The 19,978-nt window shown below is 72.1% G+C and carries 19 protein-coding genes and 1 pseudogene; 9 read left to right on the forward strand and 11 right to left on the reverse strand.

From position 1 onward, the window contains the following. Positions 1-15 precede the first annotated feature (15 nt). On the forward strand, positions 16-591 hold the full coding sequence (locus tag Q2K19_RS11005; protein ID WP_446839672.1) for a TetR/AcrR family transcriptional regulator: 576 nt from the start codon (positions 16-18) through the stop codon (positions 589-591). Between the two features lie 68 nt (positions 592-659). Here Q2K19_RS11005 and Q2K19_RS11010 read toward each other — a convergent pair whose 3' ends face one another. From Q2K19_RS11010 to Q2K19_RS11025, 4 genes are all read right to left on the reverse strand, one after another. Then, positions 660-1,562, reverse strand: a complete 903-nt coding sequence (locus Q2K19_RS11010; RefSeq protein ID WP_302770180.1) for a sulfurtransferase — start codon at positions 1,560-1,562, stop codon at positions 660-662. Positions 1,563-1,697: 135 nt separating this feature from the next. After that, positions 1,698-4,628 (reverse strand): RHS repeat domain-containing protein, encoded by a 2,931-nt coding sequence (locus Q2K19_RS11015; RefSeq protein ID WP_302770183.1) that lies wholly within the window; start codon positions 4,626-4,628, stop codon positions 1,698-1,700. Positions 4,629-4,808: 180 nt separating this feature from the next. Further along, the gene (locus Q2K19_RS11020; RefSeq protein ID WP_302770186.1) at positions 4,809-5,255 is read right to left on the reverse strand and encodes an imidazolonepropionase-like domain-containing protein; all 447 of its coding nucleotides are present in this window, start codon (positions 5,253-5,255) and stop codon (positions 4,809-4,811) included. 2 nt (positions 5,256-5,257) lie between these two features. After that, entirely contained in the window at positions 5,258-6,028 is a 771-nt protein-coding gene (locus Q2K19_RS11025) for an SGNH/GDSL hydrolase family protein (protein ID WP_302770189.1), read from the reverse strand. Positions 6,029-6,302: 274 nt separating this feature from the next. Here Q2K19_RS11025 and Q2K19_RS11030 point away from each other — a divergent pair, with 274 nt between their 5' ends. Next, positions 6,303-7,832: a hypothetical protein gene (locus Q2K19_RS11030; RefSeq protein WP_302770192.1), complete on the forward strand. Its 1,530-nt coding sequence runs from the start codon at positions 6,303-6,305 to the stop codon at positions 7,830-7,832. Between the two features lie 20 nt (positions 7,833-7,852). After that, a complete protein-coding gene (locus Q2K19_RS11035) occupies positions 7,853-9,568 on the forward strand; it encodes an outer membrane protein assembly factor BamB family protein (RefSeq protein WP_302770193.1) in 1,716 nt (571 codons plus the stop codon). 65 nt (positions 9,569-9,633) lie between these two features. Here the strand turns inward: Q2K19_RS11035 and Q2K19_RS11040 are convergent, their stop codons facing one another. From Q2K19_RS11040 to Q2K19_RS11065, 6 genes are all read right to left on the reverse strand, one after another. Beyond that, a complete protein-coding gene (locus Q2K19_RS11040; protein ID WP_302770195.1) occupies positions 9,634-10,581 on the reverse strand; it encodes a hypothetical protein in 948 nt (315 codons plus the stop codon). A gap of 249 nt (positions 10,582-10,830) precedes the next feature. Beyond that, positions 10,831-11,862, reverse strand: a complete 1,032-nt coding sequence (locus Q2K19_RS11045; RefSeq protein WP_302770198.1) for a hypothetical protein — start codon at positions 11,860-11,862, stop codon at positions 10,831-10,833. Between the two features lie 174 nt (positions 11,863-12,036). After that, positions 12,037-13,164, reverse strand: a complete 1,128-nt coding sequence (locus tag Q2K19_RS11050) for a hypothetical protein (RefSeq protein ID WP_302770200.1) — start codon at positions 13,162-13,164, stop codon at positions 12,037-12,039. Then, a complete protein-coding gene (locus tag Q2K19_RS11055) occupies positions 13,161-13,691 on the reverse strand; it encodes a SigE family RNA polymerase sigma factor (protein WP_302770202.1) in 531 nt (176 codons plus the stop codon). Before Q2K19_RS11055 ends, Q2K19_RS11050 begins: the two co-directional genes overlap by 4 nt. Positions 13,692-13,775: 84 nt before the next feature. After that, positions 13,776-14,108 (reverse strand): hypothetical protein, encoded by a 333-nt coding sequence (locus tag Q2K19_RS11060; protein WP_302770203.1) that lies wholly within the window; start codon positions 14,106-14,108, stop codon positions 13,776-13,778. Next, complete coding sequence (locus Q2K19_RS11065) at positions 14,105-14,284, reverse strand: hypothetical protein (protein ID WP_302770205.1); 180 nt, start codon at positions 14,282-14,284, stop codon at positions 14,105-14,107. Before Q2K19_RS11065 ends, Q2K19_RS11060 begins: the two co-directional genes overlap by 4 nt. Positions 14,285-14,507: 223 nt before the next feature. On the opposite strand from Q2K19_RS11065, the pseudogene Q2K19_RS11070 reads away from it, so the two are divergent. Further along, positions 14,508-15,308 (forward strand): annotated as a pseudogene (locus tag Q2K19_RS11070) (helix-turn-helix domain-containing protein); the annotation flags it as partial. Beyond that, on the forward strand, positions 15,302-15,484 hold the full coding sequence (locus Q2K19_RS11075; RefSeq protein ID WP_302770208.1) for a DUF397 domain-containing protein: 183 nt from the start codon (positions 15,302-15,304) through the stop codon (positions 15,482-15,484). The pseudogene Q2K19_RS11070 and the gene Q2K19_RS11075, both read left to right, overlap by 7 nt. Before the next feature lie 11 nt (positions 15,485-15,495). Here the strand turns inward: Q2K19_RS11075 and Q2K19_RS11080 are convergent, their stop codons facing one another. Continuing rightward, positions 15,496-15,894, reverse strand: a complete 399-nt coding sequence (locus tag Q2K19_RS11080) for a hypothetical protein (protein WP_302770210.1) — start codon at positions 15,892-15,894, stop codon at positions 15,496-15,498. Positions 15,895-16,563: 669 nt separating this feature from the next. Here Q2K19_RS11080 and Q2K19_RS11085 point away from each other — a divergent pair. The 4 genes from Q2K19_RS11085 to Q2K19_RS11100 all read left to right on the forward strand — a co-directional run bounded on the left by Q2K19_RS11085 (position 16,564) and on the right by Q2K19_RS11100 (position 19,954). After that, positions 16,564-18,333: a proline--tRNA ligase gene (locus tag Q2K19_RS11085; protein ID WP_302770212.1), complete on the forward strand. Its 1,770-nt coding sequence runs from the start codon at positions 16,564-16,566 to the stop codon at positions 18,331-18,333. 56 nt (positions 18,334-18,389) lie between these two features. Next, a complete protein-coding gene (locus Q2K19_RS11090; RefSeq protein ID WP_302770214.1) occupies positions 18,390-18,809 on the forward strand; it encodes a CBS domain-containing protein in 420 nt (139 codons plus the stop codon). 66 nt (positions 18,810-18,875) lie between these two features. Further along, positions 18,876-19,301, forward strand: coding sequence for a SufE family protein (locus Q2K19_RS11095; RefSeq protein WP_302770217.1), 426 nt, complete (start codon positions 18,876-18,878; stop codon positions 19,299-19,301). Positions 19,302-19,321: 20 nt separating this feature from the next. Beyond that, positions 19,322-19,954 (forward strand): DsbA family oxidoreductase, encoded by a 633-nt coding sequence (locus Q2K19_RS11100; RefSeq protein ID WP_302770218.1) that lies wholly within the window; start codon positions 19,322-19,324, stop codon positions 19,952-19,954. Positions 19,955-19,978: the final 24 nt, after the last annotated feature.

The following is a 19,978-nucleotide window of genomic DNA, read 5'->3' on the forward strand; positions in this document are numbered from 1 at the left end:
CATACAGTCGTGGACATGACCGACATGGCATCCGGCCCCCGCCGCTCCGACGCCACCCGGGCGGCCATCCTGCGTGCGGCCCGGGAACGCTTCGCCGCCGACGGGTACGACCGGACCACCATCCGGGCCATCGCCGCCGACGCCCGGATCGACCCGTCGATGGTGATGCGCTACTACGGCAGCAAGGAGGGGCTCTTTGCGGCTGCGGCGGAGTTCGACCTCCGCCTGCCCGACCTGGCCGGCGTACCCATCGACCGCCTCGGCGAGGTGCTGGTCCGGCACTTCCTCGACCGCTGGGAGGGCGACGGGACCCTCGCCGCCCTGCTCCGGGCGGCCGCCACCAACCCCAGCGCGGCCGAGCGGATGCGCGGCATCTTCGCCGACCAGCTCGGCGCGGCCGTGGCCCGGTTCGGCACCGACCCGGCCACCACCGCCCGCCGGGCGGGCCTGGTGGCCAGCCAGATCCTCGGCCTCGCCCTCACCCGGTACATCGTCGGGCTGCCACCGATGGTCGAGGCGCCACCGGCCGAGCTGGTCGCCTGGGTGGCGCCGACCGTCCAGCGCTACCTGACCGGCGCCGCCCCGGCCTGAGACAACCCGCACGGACGACGGCCGTGGTCGCGCAGGGCGACCACGGCCGTCGGTGGGGCCGGTGAGGCTCAGCCGGCGAGACCGCCCGGCTGGTCGCCCTTCACGACCGGGGCCCGGACCAGGTTGCCCCACTCGGTCCACGAGCCGTCGTAGTTCCGGACCTGCGGGTAACCGAGCAGGTGGCGCAGCACGAACCAGGTGTGGCTCGACCGCTCGCCGATCCGGCAGTACGCCACCACGTCGTCCGACGGGCTCAGCCCGAGCTGGTCGGCGTAGATGGCCCGCAGCTCGTCGGCGGACTTGAAGGTGCCGTCGTCGTTCGCGGCCGACTTCCACGGCTTGCTCACCGCGCCCGGGATGTGCCCGCCGCGCAGCGCGCCCTCCTGCGGGTAGTCCGGCATGTGCAGCATCTCGCCGGTGTACTCGCCCGGCGAGCGGACGTCGACCAGCGGCCGGCCGGCCGCGATGTGCGCCATCACCTGCTCGCGGTACGCCCGGATCGGCGTGTCGTTCCGCTCCGGCACCGGGTACTCGGCGCGCGGCCGGGTCACCTTCTCCTTGGTCAGCTCGCGCCCCTCGGCGATCCACTTCTGCCGGCCGCCGTCGAGCAGCCGGACGTCCGGGTGGCCGAAGAGGGAGAAGACCCAGAGGGCGTACGCGGCCCACCAGTTGAAGTTGTCGCCGTAGAAGACGACCGTGTCGTTCCGGCCGATGCCCTTGGCGGCGCAGAGTTCGGCGAAGCTCTTCGCGTCCAGGTAGTCCCGGGTCACCTGGTCGTTCAGCTCGGTGTGCCAGTCGACCTTGACGGCGCCCGGAAGGTGGCCGGTGTCGTAGAGGAGCACGTCCTCGTCGGACTCGACCACCACGAGGCCCTCGTCACCCAGGTGCTCGGCCAGCCACTCCGTGGTGACCAGGCGCTGCGGGTCGGCGTACGACTGGAAGCGGGGATTGGGATCGCTCGGCACAGGCATGAGCCCCAAGGTACGCCGGATCACCCGGGCAGGACCGGCCATCGGGAATCGGGGCCGGCGGATGTGGCGGCGCACACGCGAACCGGCCCACCACCCGGACGCGGGTGGTGGGCCGGTCGGCTCGGTCGAGGGCGATCAGCCCTGGACCACGAACCAGTAGTAGGCGTAGTCCGAGCGGTTGCCGGACTTGTCGACCGCGTACACCGAGATGGGGTACCAGCGCGCCTCGGTCGGGGTCAGGGTCACCGAGGCGGTGCCGTCGCCGGCCGCCGCCACGGTCACCTCGGGTCCGTTGTCGAACTGGTAGACGTACTTCTCGACGTCGGGCATGCGCGGGGTGAAGGTGAAGACCCCCGGCACCCCCACTCCACCGGCCGCCTCGCCGGACGGGTAGGTCGGCGAGCTGACGGTCGGGGCGGTGCTGACCATGAAGGAGTAGCTGGCCTCCGGGGACAGCTCGCCCGTCGCCGAGCGGGCCCGCACGGTGACGGTGTTCCGGAAGCCGCGGTCCGGGGTGATGGTCAGCTCGGCGGCCGTGCCGTCGGTCACCGCCACGGTCTGCTCCGGCCCGTCGTTGAGCCGGTAGACGAACGCGGCGGTGTCCGGCAGCTCGGAGTCGAAGCGGAAGCCGCCCGCCACGCCGATGCCGCCCTGCGGGTCGTACTCGTTGTAGAGGTACGAAATGATCGTCGGCTTCGGCTCCCGGACGCTGAAGGCGTACTGGCGGCTCTGGGTCAGCGTGCCGTCACCGGTCTCCCCCAGCACGGTCACCATCTGCCATCCGGACCGCTCCGGCGTCCAGGTGATCGAGGCGGTGCCGTCGGCGACCGCGTCGACGGTCTTCTCCTCCTCGCCGTAGAAGGCGTAGCGGTACTTCACCACGTCCGGCCGCTGCGGGGTGAAGGTGAAGACACCGGACACGCCGGGCAGGCCGCTGTTGGCATCCTGCGGGTACTGCGCCGACTCCACCAGCGGCGCGTCGTTCACCAGGAAGGTGTACGTCCGCTCCGGCGACACCGTGCCGTCCGCGCTGACGCTGCGAGCGACGAGCGTGTGCGTCCCACCCTGGTCGGGAGTCCAGGTGACCGCGGCGCCGCTGCCGTCGGCGTCGACCGTCTGCTCCGCGCCAGCGTCGAAGCGGTAGCGGAACGCCACCGTGTCGGCCACCTCGGAGCTGAACCGGAACTCGCCGGGCTGGCCCGGGCCGCCGGACCAGTAGTAGGGGCTGTAGTCGCTGCTGTAGATGGTCGGCAGCAGGTCACGCACGGTGAAGTACCAGGTCGCCGGGTCGGACTCGGTGCCGTCCCGGCTGATGCCCCACACGATGAGCGAGGTCCAGCCGGCCTCCTTCGGGGCCCAGGTCACCGAGGCGGTGCCGGCGGCGTCCGCGGCGACCGTGGCTTCCTCGCCGTTGAACTGGTAGCGGTAGCTGACGGTGTCGGGCAGCCGCGGGGTGAAGGTGAAGACCCCGGGCACGCCCTGGCCGCCCCCGAAGCCGTACTCCTCGTAGACCGTCGCCGAGATCTTCGGCTCGGTGAGCAGGAGGAAGGTCCGCTGGGTGGTGGCCGCCACGCCGGCGGCGGTGAGGCTGGTGACCGAGAGCGTCCGGTAGCCGGCCCGGGTGGCGGTGACGGTCACCGCGGCAGTGCCGTCGGCGGCGGCGTCGACCGTCTGCTCCGGGTCGCCGTCCAGGCCGAAGCGGTAGCGCACCACCCCGTCCATCTGCGGCCGGACCTGGAACGTCGTCGGCACCCCGAGCTCGGTGAGCGTGCCGGTGACGATCGGCGACACGTCGGCGGCCCGGAAGTCGTACGTGGTGACCGGCGACCCGTTCCCGGCCGCGTCCAGGCTCCACACCCGGAGGTAGTTGACGCCGGCCCGCGGGGTGAGCGTGACCGTGGCCGTTCCGCCCGACCGGTCCGCGACGACCGTCTTGTCACCCGTCTCGTTCAGCGAGTAGCCGAAGCCGACGGCGTCGGTGGCGCCGTCGGCGTCGAAGGTGACCGTCCCGGCCACGGCCGGCGGCCAGCCGTCCTGCGGGAAGTCGGTGGAGGTGACCGTCGGCGCCGTGGCCGGGCCCTGGAAGTCGGTACGGAAGTAGCAGAGCCCGCTCCACTCGCCGGTGGCCCGGCTGTCCGCGGCCCGCACCTGCCAGGCGTACGTCCGGTCGTGCTGGAACAGGTCGTAGCTGAACCGGCCGACGGCCCGCTCGCCGTCGCGGGCGTAGTCGATCCGCTCGATCCGGGCGTCCGGCTGGTCGACGGGCCAGAGCGCGACGGTGGCGGTGAGCTGGTCGGTGCCGCCGGCGTCGTTGCGGTCCTGGTCGTGCACGATCGCCGACAGGCCCAGGTCGCCCCGGCGGACCACCTGGTACGGCTCGGCCGCCGTGCAGTCCCGGCCCGAGGTCTGGAGGCCGGTGGGCACGCCCGGCCGGAAGTTGTGGTCGATGGAGAGGCCGGCCTTGCTGGCGTACTTGCGGGCCAGCGTGGGATCCGACTCGACGGCGGCGGGCAGCCGCAGCGACAGGGTCAGCGTCGAGCTGCCCGCGGCGAGGGCCTGGCGCAGCCCTTCGGTGGCGTCGAAGCCCACGTAGGGGGCCGGGCAACCGGACTGGTCGGGCAGCCGGGTCGTGCCGATCCGGGCCAGGTCGGCCGGCGGCTTGAGCCAGTTCGACTTGGCGGTGTAGGGCGCGGTGCGCCACAACTCGATCTCCGGGCGCTTCGTGCAGTCCGGCGCCGCGGTCTCCTTGACGTCGAGCTTGGCGGACTCGATGTCGGCACCGCGGTAGCGGGAGATGTCGAAGGTGAAGTAGGCCCGCGAGGTGTGCGGGTGGCCCTCCACGTCCAACCAGGTGCCGACCGGCACGTCGCCGGCCCGGTCGATGTTGCTCTTGCTGGGCAGTCTCGAGTCGGTCCAGGCCCAGGAGGTGTTGTTCTCGTAACGCACGTCGTACGCGGCGGCCGGCGCGGCGGTCGCGACGACCGTGCCCGCCGCGACCACCATGGACAACGCGGCGGCGAGCAGACTTCGTCCGCGGGACGGATTCCCAGCGGGTATGAGGGTCATCCCTCATCCACCTTTCCCCGATTTGGCCCCGTGCTCGATCGACGGGGGCAGCGGATGTTATCCGCCGGGGAAGACATTGGGCGATCCCGATTCCGGTGCCGCGGGCCACATTGGACGTCCGGCGGCCGACAACCAGCCGTCGGGTCAGCCTGGGAGGAGGCGGGCGGGCCGGTCGGCGAGTCAGGCGCGGCGGTGCACCAACCGGCCGGCGACCACAGTGGCCAGGCAGCGGCCATCGGCGTCGAAGACGGCCAGGTCGGCCCGGCCGCCGACCACCAGTGCCGGGGGCCGGGCGCCGTCGAGCAGCGCCAGGCCGTTGCGCGTGGCCGCGGCCCGCAGCGCCGGATCGGCCACCTGGGCGGCGCGCACCGCGGCCACGCCGGCCCGGAACAGGGCGTGCACCCGCTCGCGCGGGGTGGGCGCGGGTGGCAGCGGCCCGTCGCGCACCAGCGCCGGACCGAGGCTGCCGGCCCACCGCCGCACCCGCACCCCGGGGTACGCCCGCGTCAGCTCGTCCGCCGGGCCGACCGCGCCGATCCGGTCGCCGTCGACCAGGACGGCGAGGCCGGCGGTCGGCTCGGCGTCGAGGGCCGGCCGCACCAGCGGCGCGGTGTGCAGGGTGAGCACGCTCAGTCGAGGCTGATCGGCCCGAGCATCGGGCGCTTCGCGGTGATCAGGTCACCCGAGGAGCGGCCGGTGAGCCGGCGCTTGATCCAGGGTGCCAGGTGCTGGCCGGCCCAGCGCAGGTCGGCCGCCCGGGCGGCCAGCCACGGGGTCGGCGCGGGGTGCGGCGGCACCATCAGCCACTCCTCGTCGCAGCCCACCCCGAGCGCGGCGAGCACCTGCCCGGCGACCCGCCGGTGCCCGGCCGCCGACAGGTGCAGCCGGTCGGTGCTCCACAGCATCGGGTTGAGGTAGGTGTCGTCGGCGTAGAGATCGACCAGGATCGCACCGTGCCGCTCGGCGACCTCGCCGACCACCCGGTTGAGCAGGGTCACCCGGGGCGCCACCAGCCGCTGTCCGGGGAGCCGGGCCATCACGTCGGCGAACCGGAAGAGCACCACGTCGGCACCGCCGGCCCGCAGCTCACCGATCACATCGTCGAAGCGGGGCACGAAGGAGTCCGGGTCGAAGGTCCGCCGCAGCACGTCGTTGCCGCCGGCCGCGAAGCTGATCAGGTCGGGCTTCATGGCCAGCGCGGCCGGCACCTGCTCCGCGACGATGTTCGGGAAGAGCCGCCCCCGGATCGCCAGGTTGGCGTACCCGAAGTCCGGGCCGGCCTCGGCGGCGAGCCGGGTGGCGACCAGGTCCGCCCAGCCACGGTAGGTCCCATCCGGATACGCGTCGTCCATGCCCTCGGTGAAGCTGTCGCCCACCGCCACGTAGCTGCGCCAGCGCACTGCGCCTCCCTATGACGTCCCGGCAGAGCTGCGTCCCACAGTCTGTCACCGGACCCGGTGGCACCACCGACCCCCGGGCGGTCGACGTGGCGGAGGTCATCGGGCGGCGACCGTGACGGAGACCTCGTCCAGCCAATTGGACAAAAGGGCCGGTCGATCGATCCGGGGCAGAATCCGGCCGCCCGACCGTGGATGATGTTGCCGGTCATCCGGTCCGGAGGCGGGCGGCGTCCGCCACTGCGGGCTGGTCATCGACGGCGCAGACGAGGAACGCATGACCCAGGGACCACCCTCCGCCCTTCCGCCCGGCGCCCAGCCGCAGCTCCCGAGCTGGCCACCGCCCGTCCCCGGGTATGGCCCGCCGGCCCAACCCGGACAGCCCGCGCCGTACCCGGGCGGGCCGGGGCAGGCCGGCTTCGGGCCGTACGCTCCGCAGCCACCGCCGGCGCCGAAGTCCCGGCGGGGCCTGTGGATCGGGGTCGGCGTCGGCGTGCTGGCGCTGACCCTCTGCGCCGGCACCGCGGTCGGCGTCGGCGTCGGGTTGACCCGGCGCGGCGAGGAGCCCCCGAAGGCCGCCGCCGCGGCGAACGGGGTGAGCGTCACCCAGCAGGAGCTGGACGAGCTGCTGAACCGGCACAGCAAGGCGCTCGCCGACAAGGACCTGAAGGCCTACCTGACGCCCTTCGACCCGGCCCGCAAGGAGCTGGTGGCCAGCCAGACCCAGCTCTTCCGGAACCTGGGCAAGCTGCCCCTGGCGGTCGGCCGGTACGGGACGGTCGCCCAGCAGGGCCGGACCAGCGACAGCTTCGGCCGCGGCGTCACCTTCCAGCTCGACGTGTCCTTCGTGCACCAGTTCGACGGCTACGACCTGACCCCGGTCGCCGAGTGGTACCGCTGGACGGTCGTCAAGGAGAGCCGGGACGCGCCGATCAAGGTCACCGCCGTCACCGGGGCGCCGGCCGTGCTCGGCGACTCGAAGACCGTCTACTACCCGGGCCCCTGGGACAAGTGGCCCGACATCCACGTCGAGCAGACCCCGCACACGCTGGTCATCACCGACGCCCGGTCGGCCTCGGCGGCCCGGCGGTACGCCCCGGTCGCCGAGGCGGCCGTGCGGGACGACCTCGCCGCCTGGCAGAGCGGCGGGGCGACCGCCAACACGCCGAAGGGCTTCGTCATCGCCCTGGTCAAGGGCAAGAAGGACCTCGGCTCGCTCTACCGGATCAACAAGGAGAAGACCACCGAGTCCGGCATCTCGATCGGCATGATCTCGGCGGTGAAGGGCGACATCGACATCGGCGGCAGCCGCATCGTGATCGACGTGGCCGACCAGGCATTCTTCGCCCCGGGCGACAAGAAGGGTCCCCGGGAGATCTTCCGGCACGAGCTGGCCCACTCGCTGGTCGCCACCCTGGAGGACGCCGACAAGCAGGACTTCTTCGCGGGCATCGAGAACTGGATCGTCGAGGGCTTCGCCGAATACCTGGCGCACCGGGGCGAGCCGCTGCGCGCCAGCGGCCGGACCGCGCAGGCCCGCGCTCTGCTCCGGTCCGGCTGGGACGGCAAGCTGCCGGACAACTTCGACTGGAGCGTCTCGGAGGACCGGCTCAGCTTCCACTACTGGCTCGGGCACGCGGCGATGACCTACCTCGCCGACACCTACGGCGAGCAGAAGCTCTTCCAGTTCGTGGTGGCCCGCTACCAGGGCGCCACCGCCGAGCAGGCCTGCCAGCGGGTGCTCGGCGTCCCGCTGGCGCAGTTCCAGACGGGCTGGGCGGCGTACGTCCGGGCGCAGGCGCGCTGAGCGGGAACGGAGCGGACGAGATGACGAATCCCCAGATCCCCACGGGCCAGCCCGGGGCGTCCGGCGGCTGGCCCACCGCGCCGCATCAGCAGTGGCCGCAGCAGCCGGCCGGAGCGCCCCAGCCGCCGGTCCCGCCGCCGCTGGCTGCGCCGGCTCCGCAGGCGGTCGCACCGCAGCCTCCATACCAGAGCGCACCGCCGGCGGGGATGCCGCAGGCCGGACCGCCCGGCGCGCCGCAGGTCCCGTACCCCGGAGCGCCGCAGCCGCCGATTCCGGTGGCCGGGCAGCCGGCGTATCCAGTGGCCGGGCAGCCGGCGTACCCCGCAGCCGGGCAGCCGGCATACCCGGTGGCGGGCCAGGCCACGTACCCGCCGAACGGCTGGGCCGGGCCGGGCGGCGCCCCGCCGGCGCCGCCCAAGCGGCGCGGACGACTCGCGCTGCTGCTGGCCGGCGGCCTGGTGGCCGTGCTGGCCGTCGGCGCGGGCACCGCCTACGGCGTCTCCCGGCTGATCGGCGGAGGCTCCGGCGCGGGGGGCGACCTGGAGAGCGCCTGGGTGCTCGACTTTCCCAAGCGGGAGAACATGACCGGGCTCACCGCCTTTGACCAGGAAGACACGTTCGGCGCCTGGCTGGTCGGCGACAACGTGGTACGGGCGCAGGCGGACGGGGTGCTGGCCTACCGGCTCTCCGACGGCGGGCAGGCCTGGGGCGCGCCCGCGCCGGACGGAACCTCGGTCTGCGTCGCGGCCCAGGCGGTGACCGACGGGCGGGGTGCGATCGCGGTCGGCTCCGACAAGTCCTGCAACACCGTGGCCGGGATCGACCTGAACACCGGCAAGGTGACCTGGCAGGCCAGGTTCCCCGCGCCGGTCGTCGAGGGACGCGACACGCTGACCGCGCCGGACCTGTCGGTCGCCGGCCAGCAGGTGATCGTCCGGTCCGAGGACACCCTGATCGGGTGGTCGCTCGCGACCGGAAAGCAGCTCTGGCGCACCACCGGGCACAAGCTGCTGCCGGGACGGGACTGCGGGTTCCAGGACATGCGGGCCGCCGACGACCTGGTGGTGGTCACCTACGGCTGCCCGCGCGGCGGCCAGGTGGACGCCCTCGACCCGGCCACCGGCAAGGTGCGCTGGCGGCAGCGGCTGCCCGAGTCGAAGCTCATCGACGGCGCGCTCGGCGTGCAGCCGCCGATCGGCCTGCCGGGGCTGGGGCACGACGCGTACACGATCCGGGACCCACGGACCGGCAAGGAGGTGGCCTCCTTCACCGACCCGATCGACGGCATCGAGCTGTGGGACGTGCCGCCGAACCGGTCCAACGCGATCGACGGTCCGGCGATCTACGAGTGCCTCGTCGCCGACGACACCCTCTACTTCCCGACGTTCCCAAAGCCGGTGCCGGGCACCGGGCGGTCGGCCGACCAGATCGTCGCGATCGACCTGGCCACCGGGAAGAAGCGTTGGGTGTCCTCCGGCCACAGCGCCAGCAAGGTCCAGCTGATCCGCCGGGACGAACAGGGCGTGCTCGCCTGGGAGGCCGGCGACCGGAAGAAGCTTCCGCCGCGCCTCGTCCGCATCGACCCGGCCACCGGCAAGGTCACCGTGGTGGCCGAGGGGCCGCTCTCGGCCGGCTTCGAGGGCGAGGAGGCCAAGGTCATGGAGCGGGACGGAGTCGTGGTGATCGTGCCCTGGAAGCACGTGGTGGCGGACCGGGCGATCACCGTGCTGCGCTGACCCGAACAGCGCCGCACGAGAAGGGGCGGACCACCGGCCGGTGGTCCGCCCCTTCTCATTCAGGATCAGGCCGCGTACGCCAGCAGCGTCATGTTCCGCAGGGCCGCCGGCTCCTCGACCGTGCCGAGCGGGGTGAAGCTGCTGTCCAGCACGCTGATGCCGGTCGCCCGCTTCACGATCACCTTGTCGTCGGCGGTGAACATGATGCTGCGGATCTCGCCCCCACCCGGCAGGTCCACCACCTTGCTCGTGGTGGTGTCGACCACCGCGAAGCTGTCATCCCGGCGGGACGGGTCGGTGCCGTCCCAACCGACCGAGACGTACCGGCCGTCCATCGACACGCTCTGGGCCCGCCAGCCGCCCCAGTGCGCGGCCTCCTCCTTCCGCGGCGTGTAGGAGTAGTGGCGCGACTGCGTCCCGTCCGTCACATACGGCTTGTGCCGGTCGTCCATCGCGGCCAGCCACCGGCCGTCCACCGACCAGCACCGGTCGGTCTCCTGACCCGGGTCACCATCGACCCGCTTGTTGGCCGCCACGTCGAACAGCACCGACTCCCGGGTCTTCTTGTGCACCATCAACAGGTCGCCGCCCTGCCAGACCAGTGCCCGGGAGTCCAGGCAGCTGACGTCGTCCAGCAGCCTCGTCGCGCCCGGCTTCCCGATCGTGCCCGCCATGAGCACCCCACTGACGTTCCCGTCCGTGCTGTCCTGCACCCAGGCGACCCGCTTGCCGTCCGGCGAGACGGTAAGGGTGTTGGCCTCGCAGCCGTAGGTCACGAACGGCAGCTCGTGGACCACCACATCCGAGCTGCCCCGGACCGCGTGGATCCGATAGTTGTTGGACGTCTTCTCCAGGTAGTACCGGGTGCCGGGGAGCACGGCGGCCGATGCGGCGGGGTTGCTGACCGGAGCCGCGGTGGCGACGGCGGTCGGCGCGTCGGAAGTCGGGGTGGTCTTTCCTCCGCCGCAGGCGGTCAGGCCCACCATCGCGAGCGCGGCCGCCGAGAGGGCCACGACACGGCGGAGGCTACGCAGACGAGCGGTGCGGGCGGCGGGGGTCGGGGCGGCGAAAGCGTTCACGGTTCCGGTCCTCAGGGTCGGTGGCGCATCGGCTTGACGCACTCCCAGACGTCGAGTTCTCGATGGAGGGTTGCCGCCTCGGAGGGCGGAATTTCGGCGAATCTCCGAAACGGGGTTCATCCATGACAAAGGCCCCCGGCGCCAGTGCGCCGGAGGCCTGCCTGGGCGGCCGTGGTGGATCGCTCAGGCCACGTACGCCAGCAGCTTGAGGTCGCGCACGGCGGCCGGCTCCTCGACCGTGCCGAGCGGCGTGAAGGTGCGGTCCAGAACACTGATGCCGGTCACCCGCTTGACGATCACCTTGTCGTCGGCGGTGAACAAGATGCTGCGGATGTCGCCGGTCCCGGGCAGGTCGACCACCTTGCTGGTGATGGTGTCGACCACCGCGAAGCTGCCGTCGTTGCGGGACGGGTCGGTGTTCATCCAGCCGACCGCAACATACCGACCGTCCATCGAGACGCTGCGGACCCGCCAGCCGTCGTGGTGCGCGGCCTCGGCCTTCGGCGGCGTGTAGTGGTAGAAGCGCCACTTGCTCTCGCCGGTGGCGTACGGCCTGCCGCCCTCGGACACGGCGGCCCAGCTGCGCCCGTTGGGCGACCACCACGTGAGGGTCTCGCTCCCCGCGTCGCCGTCGGCCGGCTTGTTCTCCGGCACGTCGATCAGCACCGGCCGGCTGCCATCGTGCACCATCAGCAGGTCGTTCGTGTTCCAGACCAGGGGATTGCTGCCGAGGCAGTTGGCCTTCCCGCGGAAGTTCTCCGCCCGCTCGACGGTCCGCTTCCGAGATCCATCGATCATCGACGTCACCAGGGTGCCGGCATCCTGGGAGGCGCCGCCCTCCACCCAGGCGAGCCGCTCACCGTACGGCGAAATGGTGATCGTGTTACGGAGGCAGCTGCCGGCACCGAGGGGAATCCGGGCGGTCACCTGATCGACGTCGCCCCGAACGGCGTGGATCACCGCCTCCCGGTCGGTCATCCCCAGGTAGTAGCGGGTGCCGGTGAGCACGGCAGCCGAGGAGTCGGGATTGCCGACCGGAGCCGCGGTGGTGACGGCGGCCGGCGCGGCGGACGTCGGGGCGGCGGCCGGCGCGTTGCTGCCCTCGCCGCAGGCGCTCAGGCCCACCATGGTGAGCACGGCGGCCGAGAGCGCCACGGCCCGGCGGAGGCTACGGAAACGGGCGGTGCGGGCGGCGGGGGCAGCGAAGACGCTCACGGTTCCAGTCCTCAGATTCGGTGGCGCAACGGTGTGACGCTCTCCCAGACGTCAGCTCTTCGATGAAGGGTTGCCGCCTCGGAGAGAAAGCTTCGGCGAGTGTGCGCGATCAACTTCAGCCATCGCACAGGCCCCCCAGCGCCAGCGTGCTGAGGGGCCCGGGAGAGCGCGGGATCAGGGCGCGTACGCCAGCAGCCACATGTTGCGGACGGAGGCGGTTTCGGTGACCGTCCCGAGCGGCGAGAAGTTGCTGTCCAGCACGGTGATGCCGGTCGCCCGCTTCACGATCACCTTGCGGTCGACGGTGAACGTGATGCTGCGGATCTGACCCTGAACCGGCAGGTCCACCACCTTGCTGGTGGTGGTGTCGACCACCGCGAAACTGTCGTCGTGGCGCTGCGGGTCGGTGCCTACCCAACCGACGGAGACGTACCGGCCGTCCATCGACACGCTGCGCGCCTGCCAGCCGCCCCAGTGCTCGGCCTCGGCCTTCGGCGGCGTGTAGGAGTACGGGCGCCCCTGCGTCTCGTCCGCCACGTACGGCTTGCCCTCCGCCACGGCCGCCAGCCACCTGCCATCGGCCGACCAGCACCGGTCGGTCTCCTGACCCGGGTCACCGTTGACCCGCTTGTTGGCCGCCACGTCGAACAGCACCGACTGACCGCTCTTCTTGCGCACCATCAGCAGGTCGCTGCCCTGCCAGACCAGCGCCCGGGGACCGAGGCAGTTGACGTCGTCCAGCAGTCTCGTCGACTCCGGCTCGCCGAGCATGCCGGCCAGGAGCACACCGCTCTGGTCGCCGTCGGTGCTGTCCTGTACCCAGGCCACCCGCCGGCCGTCCGGCGAGACGGTGAGGGTGCTCGCCTCGCAGCCGTAGCTCTTCTCGATCGGGATCTGGTGGACCACCCGGTCGGAGCCGCCCCGGACGGCGTGGATCCGGACCTTGGTGGACGTGGTCTCCAGGTAGTACCGGGTTCCGCCGAGGACGGACGCCGGCTTGACCGGCGAGTTGGTCGGTTCGGCGCTCGCCGAAGGGTCCGGGGTCGGGGTGACCTCGACCGGGGGCACGGTGACGGTGGTCGACGGGCCGGCGGGCTGGGGCAGGGGCGCCTGCCCGTTCGGCCGGATCGCCAGGGCGGTCCCGGTGGCGGCGGCGACCATCACCAGCGCGGCGGCCGAGGTGGCCACGGCTCGCTGGACGCCGAGCCGGCGGGAGGTACGCAGGGCGCGGTCCCGTAGGTCGACCGGGGTGACCTCCTCGGCCAGGTCGGCCAGGTCGAACCGGAGGCGGTCGTGGTTCATCGGGTGCTCCCTTCCAGGACGTACAGCTCGGCGAGTTCCGGGGCGACGGTGCGTAACTTGGCCAGGGCCTTCGAGGTCTGGCTCTTGACGGTGCCGACGGTGACGCCGAGCAGGTCGGCGGCCTCGGCCTCGGTGCGGTCCTCGAAGAACCGCAGCACCAGCACGGCCCGCTGCTTGGCGGAGAGTTTCGCCAGCGCGGCCCGGAGGGTGAGCCGGAGCGTGGTCTGGTGCGCGTGGTCCGGGGCCGAGTCGCCTCCGCGCGGCTCGGGCAGGTCGCCCGGCATCGACTCGGCCACCCGGCGCCGCCGCCACCAGGAGACTTGCAGGTGGTACATGATCTTGCGGGTGTACGCCTCGGCGTTGCCGCTGTCATGCAGCCGGCTCCACGAGCGGTGGGTGCGCGCCAGAGCGGACTGGACGAGATCCTCAGCCAGATGCTGGTCGCCGGTCAGCAGGTAGGCCGAACGCAGCAGTGCGGGGGTGCGAGTTCGCACGAACGAGTCGAACTCACTCAGGAGAGGGTCCACACGAGCCGATCCTTGGGGTGAGGTGGTGCGTTCATCGTGACGCCCTTCCAGACGTCAGCCCACCGCGCCATGGTTGCCGGCGGATCACCGATTTTCGCCGATGCCTTTTCGGTACGGCCCCCAGGCCACGAACCGCTCGAACAGCTCGCGGGGCGTCGGGCCGTCGTGCGGGTTCAGCCGGAACAGGTCGTGTGTCGCCTCGTGATAGAGCCCGGACAGGTAAATGGCCAGCTCCACGGGCCTGTCGTCGTACTCGACCCGGAGCAGCAGCCGGGCCTCGGCGCAGGGCCACGGCAGCCCGCAGGCCCGGCACACCCACAGGGGCCGGATCGGCAGGTGCGGTGGGTGGCCCGGCGGATAGGCCCGCGGCCGTTCGGGGTGCGGCCCGAGCCGGGGTACGGGAAGCGGGAACGTCACCAGGCACCTCCGTTGGCGCGCCACTCCTGCCCCCGGGTCAGCCGGCCCGGGCTGCCCGGCCGCATGCTCGGGATGACCCGGATGGGCTCGCGCATCCAGTCCGGCAGGTCGGTGCCGCGTTCCCGGTAGGGCAGCGGCGGCGGGGGGACGGCGGCGCGGCACCGGAACCAGCGCATCTCGGCTTCCTCTCATCGGTACGGGGGATCGGGGCCACCCCGGCATCGGGCGGATCCGGGGCGGCCCCGCGGCGGGCCGGACGGGAAGCGGCTCGCTGCGTGACAGTCTGCTGTGGACGCAACTACGCTCGGAAGGCATCGAGGTCGGTCGTGGCGAGGTCAGGTCGGCCGCTGGCGAGGTGCCGCGGCCCCATGGAGACGACCGGGAAATCGTGGAGGAAGCGTGGAAGGTGAGCCGACCGCAGAGTTGATCCGGGTCCAACTCCGGCGACTTCGGCTCAAGGCCGAGCTGAGTCAGGAGGAGTTCGGGAAGCTGGTCCACTTCTCCGGGTCGCAGGTGTCGGCCGTGGAACTGGGCCAACGGCCGCTCGACCGGTTCTTCCTCAAGCGCGCCGATGAGGTGCTGGGCACGGGCGGGCTGCTGACCTCCCTGCTCAAGCTCGCCGAACGCGACGGCCAACCGAGCTGGCTACGGCCATGGCTCGATGCCGAGCGCGATGCGCAGCTGCTCTCGTGCTACCACCCGACGCTCATCCCCGGTCTCCTTCAGACGGAGAACTACGCCCGCGCGGTGATCCGGGCCGACGACATGCTGAGTGACGACGAGGTGGACAGGCGAGTGGCGATCCGGTTGGACCGACAGGCGGTTCTCAGCCGGCAACAGCCGCCCAAGCTTGTGGCGATGATCGAGGAGGCCGTGCTCCGTCGGGCTGACGAGAGCTTCCGAGGGCTCATGAGCCAGCAGATCGCCCACCTGATCCAGTGCGTCGAGCATCCGCACATCAGCGTGCACGTCATCCCATCGGATATCAGCACGCACGTTGGACTCGCCGGTCCCTTCACCCTTGCGCGGGGCGACGACGGCGGATGGATCGGCCACCTGGAGAACCAGCTCGGCGGCGCAACGGTCGACAAGGACGAAGACGTGGCTAGTCTGGTCGCGAGATGGGAGAGCGTCCGCAGCGAGGCGCTGCCTCGCCGGCAGTCGATCGAGCTGATGAAGGAAGTGATCACGTCATGGAGCCGATCGGCGCCACCTGGCGCAAGTCCAGCCGCAGCGGCAACGGCGAGTGCGTCGAGGTGGCCGACAACCTCCCCGGCGTCGTCGGCGTACGCGACAGCAAGGACCCCGCCGGCCCGATCCTCACCTTCACCCCCGAGACCTGGCGCACCTTCATCACGCACGCCAAGCGCCACTGACGGCAGCGCCCCTACTTCGCTTCGCCGTCCAGATACCACGTTCCGGTGTGCTGCGCGTCGCGCAGCCAGTGGGCACGGGGCTTCTCGTCGGGCCGAGGCGCCCAGTCACGGAAGGGCAGGTACGCCACCCGCCAGGCGATGATCACGAAGAAGTAGAGGACCACCGGGCCGAGCAGGCACAACAGCACATCCCGTCGCCGATATGAAGCGCGCGGCGCGAGCCACGCCACCATCACCGCCGGGACCGTCACCCACGCCAAGTCGACCAACGGCCCCGCGCCCACCCTCGCCCGAACCATCTCGGAAATGATGACGGGCGGCACCGTCACCGCGACCACGAGCAGCCCGGCGATCAGCGTGCGCAACACCGGCCCGCGCGGCGGACGCGAGGTGGGTAGGACATCGGCCACAATCCGGGATCGTACGAGCCGACCGCGACCACCGCTGCGCCAAGTAGAGCCGAGCTCCGCCAGGTTGATCAATCGCTCGCGGTCTTGGTCAGGCCGTCATGGGACAACGCCCGCCGACAAGCGGCTCTATGGTCCTGACATGGGAGCGATCAAGCCGTGGCAACTGCTCGTCCTGACCGTCTGCTGTTTGCTGCCGGCGGCCGCAGCGGTAATCGCGGGCGTGTGGGCCGTACGGCGGTCCCGGCGGCAGGGGTAGCGCCTCCCGCACCCGCTGCCGTTCCGCGTCCAGCTGCGGCCAGTCTTCGCGGATGGCTGCGTCCGCCTCGGCCAGCCAGCGCCGCAGCTGCGCGCCGTCGTCGCCGTACGGCCTCGCGGTGGCGTCGTGGATGCTGGGCAGGCCGACGACGAGCGCCAGCGCGTCACTCAGGCCGTACCGCCCAGCGCGGGGATGTGCTGGCCCGTACCCCAGCCGGCGGGGCCTTACGGCTCGCCGCCGATGCCGTACGGGCCGCCACCCGTGCCGCCGCCCGTGGTGAAGAAGTCGAAGCGCTGGCTCTGGATCATTTTATGCGGCAGTGGTCCGCGTACGTGATCGCCAAGGCACGCTGACCCCCGAGCGGGGGGTGAATTGGATCGCCCGCCCGGCCGCGCGGGTCGTACGCTGCGGCAATGCTGCTGCGCATGTCGACTCTGCTGCTCCGGACCCTGCGCGAGGACCCGGCCGACGCGGAGGTGCCGAGCCACCGGCTCCTGCTCCGTGCCGGCTACGTCCGCCGCGCCGCCCCGGGCGGCTACACCTGGCTGCCGCTGGGCAAGCTGGTGCTGGAGCGGGTGACCGAGATCGTCCGCTCGGAGATGGCGGCGATCGGCGACCAGGAGGTGTACTTCCCGGCGCTGCTCCCGGCCGAGCCGTACCGGACCAGCGGCCGGTGGACGGAGTACGGCGACGACATCTTCACCCTCGCCGACCGGAAGGGCGCCGAGCACCTGCTCGCCCCGACCCACGAGGAGATGGCCGCGCTGCTGGTGAAGGACCTCTTCACCTCCTACCGGGACTTCCCGGTGACGCTCTTCCAGATCCAGACGAAGTTCCGCGACGAGGCCCGGCCCCGGGCCGGCCTGCTGCGCGGGCGCGAGTTCCTGATGAAGGACGCGTACTCCTTCGACCTGGACCAGGCGGGACTGCAGCGGGCCTACGACCGGCACCGCGCCGCGTACCAGAAGATCTTCACCCGGCTCGGGCTCGACTTCACCGTGGTGCACGCGATGTCCGGGGCGATGGGCGGCTCGGCGTCGGAGGAGTTCCTGGCCGCCACCCAGGTCGGCGAGGACACCTTCGTCGGCTGCACCGCCTGCGACTACGCGGCCAACACGGAGGCGGTGGTGACCCGCGCCCCGGACGCCGGGGACCCGGACGCCCACCCGGCGACCGAGGTGCACGACACCCCGGAGACGCCGACCATCGCGTCCCTGGTCGAGCTGGCCAACGCCCGCGCGCTCGCCGGCCGCACCGACTGGACCGCCGCCGACACGCTGAAGAACGTGGTGCTGACCGTCCGCCGGCCCGGCGCGGAGCAGGCGGAACTGCTGGTGATCGGGCTGCCCGGCGACCGCGAGGCGGACCTGAAGCGGGTCGAGGCCGCGGTGCACCCGGCCACCGTGGCGGTCTTCGACGACTGGCCGGCCCACCCCGAACTGGTCCGCGGCTACCTCGGGCCGCAGCTCCTCGCCAAGTACGACGTCCGCTACCTGGTCGACCCCCGGGTGGTGCCCGGCACCACCTGGCTGACCGGGGCGAACGAGCCGGGTCGGCACGCCACCAACGTGGTCTGTGGGCGGGACTTCACCCCGGACGGCACGATCGAGGCCGCCGAGGTGCGGCCCGGCGACCCCTGCCCGGCCTGCGGCGACGGCGAGCTGACCATGCGCCGCGGCATCGAGGTGGGGCACATCTTCCAGCTCGGCCGCCGGTTCACCGACGCCTTCGCGGTCGATGTGCTCGGCCCGCAGGGCAAGCCGGTCCGGCCCACCATGGGCTGCTACGGCATCGGCGTCTCCCGGGCGGTCGCCGCGGTCGCCGAACAGCACCACGACGACCGCGGGCTCGTCTGGCCGGCGGCGGTCGCGCCGTGCGACGTACACCTGATCGCCGCCGGGAAGGGGCCGCAGCTCGACGCGGCGCTCGACCTCGGCGGACGGCTCGCCACGGCCGGCCTGCGGGTGCTGGTCGACGACCGCACGCACGTCTCGGCCGGGGTGAAGTTCGCCGACGCCGAGCTGATCGGCATCCCGCGCGCCGTCGTGGTCGGCCGCCGTCTCGCCGAGGGGTACGTCGAGCTGCGCGACCGGGCCACCGGCGAGCGGACCGAACTGCCGGTGGACGGCCTGGTGGACCGCCTGCTCGACGAGGTGGCCAGGGCGCGCCGGGACGGGGTGTAGCGGACGCGCCACGGGGTACCGCTCTCGGATCGACCGAGGTGTTTTCGGAGGCTCTCATGTATCGGGTCAGCGACGTGATGACGAAGCAGGTCGTCTACCTGCCGGCGGAGACGCCGCTGGACGAGGCGGCCAGGGTGATGAAGGAGTCGGACATCGGCGACGTGGTGGTCACCGACGGGGCCACCCTCGCCGGCATGCTGACCGACCGCGACATCGTGGTCCGGGCGGTCGCCGAGCGGGCCGACCCGGCGAAGACCACGATCGGTTCGATCATCACCCGCGAGGTGGTGATGATCGAACAGCACTCCACGGCGAGCGAAGCGGCCGCGTTGATGCGCGAGCGCAACATCCGCCGGGTGCTGGTCTGCGACAACGATCGCAAGCTCGTCGGCATCGTCTCCCTGGGCGATCTCGCGATGCAGCTGGAACCCAGTTCGGCCCTCAGCGACATCAGCGAGGCCGCCCCCAACATGTGAAAGGAGGGGCCCCTTATTGACAGGCCGACTCGGACGGCGACGATGCGCTGCGGATAGCCTCGGGGAATGCCCGAGATGCCGAGCAAGCTGGCCGAGATCGTCGACGAATTCGCCGCCGCGCCACGCGACGTGGTGCTGGAGATGCTGCTGGAGTTCGCCGACGTGATCCCGCCCCTGCCCGAGGGGGTGGACCGGGCCGAGCTGGAGCAGGTCCCGGAGTGCCAGACGGCGTTCTTCCTGCGCGCCGAGGTCAACCCGGACAAGACGGTGAGCACCATCTTCGACTGCCCGCCGGAAGCGCCCACCACCCGCGCGTTCGCCGGCATCCTCGCCGAGGGACTGGCCGGGGCCACCGCCGAGGAGGTGCTGGCCGTGCCGGACGACCTCTACCAGCGGATGGGGCTCGCCCAGGCGATCAGCCCGCTGCGGGTACGCGGCGGCACGGCGATCCTGGCCCGGCTGAAGCGCCAGGTCCGGGAACAGACTTCCTGATCAACGGGTTGTCGCTGGTCATGGAGATCGAGATCTACGCCGACGTGGTGTGCCCCTGGTGCTGGATCGGCAAGCGCCGGCTGGAGCAGGCCCTGGAGTCGTACGACGGTGAGGTCACCGTCAGGTACCGTCCGTTCCAGCTCGACCCGACGCCGGTGACCGAGCCGAAGCCGCTGATCGAGGCGCTGGGTGCGAAGTTCGGCGGCCGGGACAAGGCCGAAGGGATGGCCGCCCACGTCACCCAGGTCGCCGCCGGAGCGGGCATCGAGATGCACTTCGACCGCGCGGTGGCCGCCAACACCTTCGAGGCGCACCGCCTGGTCCGGTTCGCCGCCGAGCGCGGCCGCTCGGCCGAGCTGGTGGAGCGGCTCTACCGAGCGCACTTCCAGGACGGGATCGACGTCGGGTCGAAGGACGCGCTGGTCAAGCTCGCCGCCGAGGTCGGCCTGGACGAGGCGGAGACCCGGGGCTACCTGGAGTCGAACGTCGGCCGACGCGAGGTGGCCGCCGACCTGACCGCCGCACACCAGCTCGGCGTCTCGAGCGTGCCCACCTTCGTGCTCGCCGGGAAGTACGCCGTCACCGGCGCCCAGGAGCCGGAAGTGCTGCTCGCCGCCCTGCGCGAGGTCGAGCAGCGGGAGTCCGCCGCCTGAGACATCGATGCGCGTGAGGTTTCA

The sequence above is a fragment of the Micromonospora sp. NBRC 110009 genome, from assembly GCF_030518795.1.
GTDB lineage: Bacteria > Actinomycetota > Actinomycetes > Mycobacteriales > Micromonosporaceae > Micromonospora.

Excerpts from the sequence above, each read along its gene's own strand:
- Q2K19_RS11010 (WP_302770180.1), bottom strand. The coding sequence starts at position 1,562 with ATGCCTGTGCCGAGCGATCCCAATCCCCGCTTCCAGTCGTACGCCGAC.
- Q2K19_RS11075 (WP_302770208.1), top strand. The coding sequence starts at position 15,302 with ATGGAGCCGATCGGCGCCACCTGGCGCAAGTCCAGCCGCAGCGGCAAC.
- Q2K19_RS11030 (WP_302770192.1), top strand. The coding sequence starts at position 6,303 with ATGACCCAGGGACCACCCTCCGCCCTTCCGCCCGGCGCCCAGCCGCAG.
- Q2K19_RS11090 (WP_302770214.1), top strand. The coding sequence starts at position 18,390 with ATGTATCGGGTCAGCGACGTGATGACGAAGCAGGTCGTCTACCTGCCG.
- Q2K19_RS11085 (WP_302770212.1), top strand. The coding sequence starts at position 16,564 with ATGCTGCTGCGCATGTCGACTCTGCTGCTCCGGACCCTGCGCGAGGAC.
- Q2K19_RS11095 (WP_302770217.1), top strand. The coding sequence starts at position 18,876 with ATGCCCGAGATGCCGAGCAAGCTGGCCGAGATCGTCGACGAATTCGCC.
- Q2K19_RS11050 (WP_302770200.1), bottom strand. The coding sequence starts at position 13,164 with ATGAACCACGACCGCCTCCGGTTCGACCTGGCCGACCTGGCCGAGGAG.
- Q2K19_RS11015 (WP_302770183.1), bottom strand. The coding sequence starts at position 4,628 with ATGACCCTCATACCCGCTGGGAATCCGTCCCGCGGACGAAGTCTGCTC.
- Q2K19_RS11100 (WP_302770218.1), top strand. The coding sequence starts at position 19,322 with ATGGAGATCGAGATCTACGCCGACGTGGTGTGCCCCTGGTGCTGGATC.
- Q2K19_RS11035 (WP_302770193.1), top strand. The coding sequence starts at position 7,853 with ATGACGAATCCCCAGATCCCCACGGGCCAGCCCGGGGCGTCCGGCGGC.
- Q2K19_RS11005 (WP_446839672.1), top strand. The coding sequence starts at position 16 with ATGACCGACATGGCATCCGGCCCCCGCCGCTCCGACGCCACCCGGGCG.
- Q2K19_RS11065 (WP_302770205.1), bottom strand. The coding sequence starts at position 14,284 with ATGCGCTGGTTCCGGTGCCGCGCCGCCGTCCCCCCGCCGCCGCTGCCC.